The 3600-nt window shown below is 54.0% G+C and carries 2 rRNA genes; both read right to left on the reverse strand.

Annotated elements, in window-relative coordinates:
• A 23S ribosomal RNA gene (locus CRD20_RS11025) occupies positions 1 to 1267 on the reverse strand; the annotation flags it as partial.
• Between the two features lie 381 nt (positions 1268 to 1648).
• Positions 1649 to 3171: ribosomal RNA gene (locus CRD20_RS04960) — 16S ribosomal RNA — on the reverse strand.
• Between the last annotated feature and the right edge of the window lie 429 nt (positions 3172 to 3600).

Below are 3600 nucleotides of genomic sequence, written 5' to 3' on the forward strand. Positions count from 1 at the left end.
GGTGATTGCCGCGGCTTCGGCGGTGTACTTGAGCCCCACTACATTGTCGGCGCAGAACCACTCGACCAGTGAGCTATTACGCACTCTTTCAAGGATGGCTGCTTCTAAGCCAACCTCCTGGTTGTCTTCGCGATCCCACATCCTTTTCCACTTAGCACACCCTTAGGGGCCTTAGCCGGCGATCTGGGCTGTTTCCCTCTCGACTACGAAGCTTATCCCCCGCAGTCTCACTGCCGTGCTCTAACCTCACCGGCATTCGGAGTTTGGCTGATGTCGCTAAGATGATAGTCCCGCTAAACCAACCAGTAGCTCTACCTCCAGGAGGAAACACACGACGCTGCACCTAAATGCATTTCGGGGAGAACCAGCTATCACGGAGTTTGATTGGCCTTTCACCCCTACCCACAACTCATCCCCTCAGTTTTCAACCTAAGTGGGTTCGCGCCTCCACAGAGTCTTACCTCTGCTTCACACTGGCCATGGGTAGATCACCCCGCTTCGGGTCCAGGACATGCCACTAAAAAACACACTAGTTAGTATTCGCTTTCGCTACGACTACCCCACCAAACGGGTTAACCTCGCGACATGCCGCTGACTCGCAGGCTCATTCTTCAAAAGGCACGCCATCACCCCACAAAGGAGGCTCTGACGGATTGTAAGCACATGGTTTCAGGTACTATTTCACTCCCCTCCCGGGGTACTTTTCACCATTCCCTCACGGTACTAATCCGCTATCGGTCATAAGCAGGTATTTAGGCTTACCGGGTGGTCCCGGCAGATTCACAGCAGATTCCACGAGCCCGCTGCTACTCGGGCAACACACCAATTGCACGCACGGATGTTTCACGTACCGGACTCTCACCGTCTACGGCAGGACATTCCAATCCACTTCCGCTACACCCACACAACACAACGCAGGACTAGCAGACCCTGCACAATGCATCCCCACAACCCCACGCACGCAAACCCTGCCAGGTATCACACGCACGCGGTTTAGCCTCATCCACGTTCGTTCGCCACTACTAACGGAATCACAATTGTTTTCTACTCCTACGGGTACTGAGATGTTTCACTTCCCCGCGTAACCACCAATTAGACTATGAATTCATCTAACGGCGACCGCCCACAACGACGGCCAGGTTTCCCCATTCGGACACCCTCGGATCAACGCTCAGTTGGCAGCTCCCCGAGGCCTATCGCAGCCTCTCACGTCCTTCATCGGCCTACTATGCCAAGGCATCCACCATGCGCCCTTACAACACAACACACAAACAAATAACTAAGAACAATCACAAACAGAAAAACTGCTTGACAAAATCGAACTTACAGAAAAACAAGATGCTCGCGTCCACTATCCAGTTCTCACACAACACCCACACACCACACAACAAACCACCAAACAGCAGCCTGCCCGCAGCACGCAGCAACCTGTAAACAGGAACAACAACATGTGTCATCCCAGACACCCAACAGCGCACCAACAACCAACCAACACCAAAGGAAAGCACAAACGCTTAAAGTCATCACACGCACGCGCAGACCACCACTTCAGTGATCTAACCAGTAGGTGTTCCACCCAAAAAACAAAAAATAGCCACACGCCACCAACACGATGACACATGACACAAAGAAAAAATAATCTCCTTAGAAAGGAGGTGATCCAGCCGCACCTTCCGGTACGGCTACCTTGTTACGACTTCGTCCCAATCGCCAATCCCACCTTCGACAGCTCCCCCACAAAATGTGTTAGGCCACTGGCTTCGGGTGTTACCGACTTTCATGACGTGACGGGCGGTGTGTACAAGGCCCGGGAACGTATTCACCGCAGCGTTGCTGATCTGCGATTACTAGCGACTCCGACTTCACGGGGTCGAGTTGCAGACCCCGATCCGAACTGAGACCGGCTTTGCGGGATTAGCTCGCCCTCACGGACTGGCAACCCACTGTACCGACCATTGTAGCATGTGTGAAGCCCTGGACATAAGGGGCATGATGATTTGACGTCATCCCCACCTTCCTCCGAGTTAACCCCGGCAGTTTCTTACGAGTCCCCACCACAACGTGCTGGCAACATAAGACAAGGGTTGCGCTCGTTGCGGGACTTAACCCAACATCTCACGACACGAGCTGACGACAACCATGCACCACCTGTATACAAGCCACAAGGGAAACACCATCTCTGGCGCGATCTTGTATATGTCAAGCCCAGGTAAGGTTCTTCGCGTTGCATCGAATTAATCCACATGCTCCGCCGCTTGTGCGGGCCCCCGTCAATTCCTTTGAGTTTTAGCCTTGCGGCCGTACTCCCCAGGCGGGGCGCTTAATGCGTTAGCTACGGCACGGATCCCGTGGAAGGAAACCCACACCTAGCGCCCACCGTTTACGGCATGGACTACCAGGGTATCTAATCCTGTTCGCTCCCCATGCTTTCGCTCCTCAGCGTCAGTTACTGCCCAGAGACCCGCCTTCGCCACCGGTGTTCCTCCTGATATCTGCGCATTTCACCGCTACACCAGGAATTCCAGTCTCCCCTACAGTACTCAAGTTATGCCCGTATCGCCTGCACGCCCGGAGTTAAGCCCCGGAATTTCACAGACGACGCGACAAACCACCTACGAGCTCTTTACGCCCAGTAATTCCGGACAACGCTCGCACCCTACGTATTACCGCGGCTGCTGGCACGTAGTTAGCCGGTGCTTCTTCTCCATCTACCGTCAGAAACCCTTCGTCGATGGTGAAAGGAGTTTACAACCCGAAGGCCGTCATCCCCCACGCGGCGTCGCTGCATCAGGCTTCCGCCCATTGTGCAATATTCCCCACTGCTGCCTCCCGTAGGAGTCTGGGCCGTGTCTCAGTCCCAATGTGGCCGTCCACCCTCTCAGGCCGGCTACCCGTCGCCGCCTTGGTAGGCCATTACCCCACCAACAAGCTGATAGGCCGCGGGCCCATCCCACACCGAAAAAACTTTCCACCACACCCTCACGGTGCGGTCCTATCCGGTATTAGACCCAGTTTCCCAGGCTTATCCCGAAGTGCAGGGCAGGTCACCCACGTGTTACTCACCCGTTCGCCACTCGTGTACCCCAGCAAGCTGGAGCCTTACCGTTCGACTTGCATGTGTTAAGCACGCCGCCAGCGTTCGTCCTGAGCCAGGATCAAACCCTCCATCAAAAACCCTTCAAATCAGAAGAATCAAAAAACAATGAAAGGCCCAAAAACCTGACAAAAACAGACAAACAACCACCACACACAAACAATGCATGCGGCCTGGCCGTTATCCAAAAATAAAACGTTCTCCCCTTCGAACCGACGAGGCCAAAAAAGAAGAGAACAACCATGATCTTTCCCACAAATGAAAAACCACGCGAAAAGCACCCAAACAAAGGCGCCGCCACGCAATCCATCACCCGCAAGCACAAAAGGACCCAAAACAAACAAAGGCCCCCGGCACCCACCAGCAACACACACGCGCAAACGACAACCAAACAAGCACTTTCCCAAAAAAGTATTAGTTAGTACATCGGCACACTATTGAGTTCTCACACAACACACACCCACGAAGACAACCACCCCAACCAGGGCAACCACCACGTGAGCAGC

Origin of the sequence: Corynebacterium sp. LK33, assembly GCF_014334955.1 — a bacterium.
Classification (GTDB): domain Bacteria; phylum Actinomycetota; class Actinomycetes; order Mycobacteriales; family Mycobacteriaceae; genus Corynebacterium; species Corynebacterium jeikeium_D.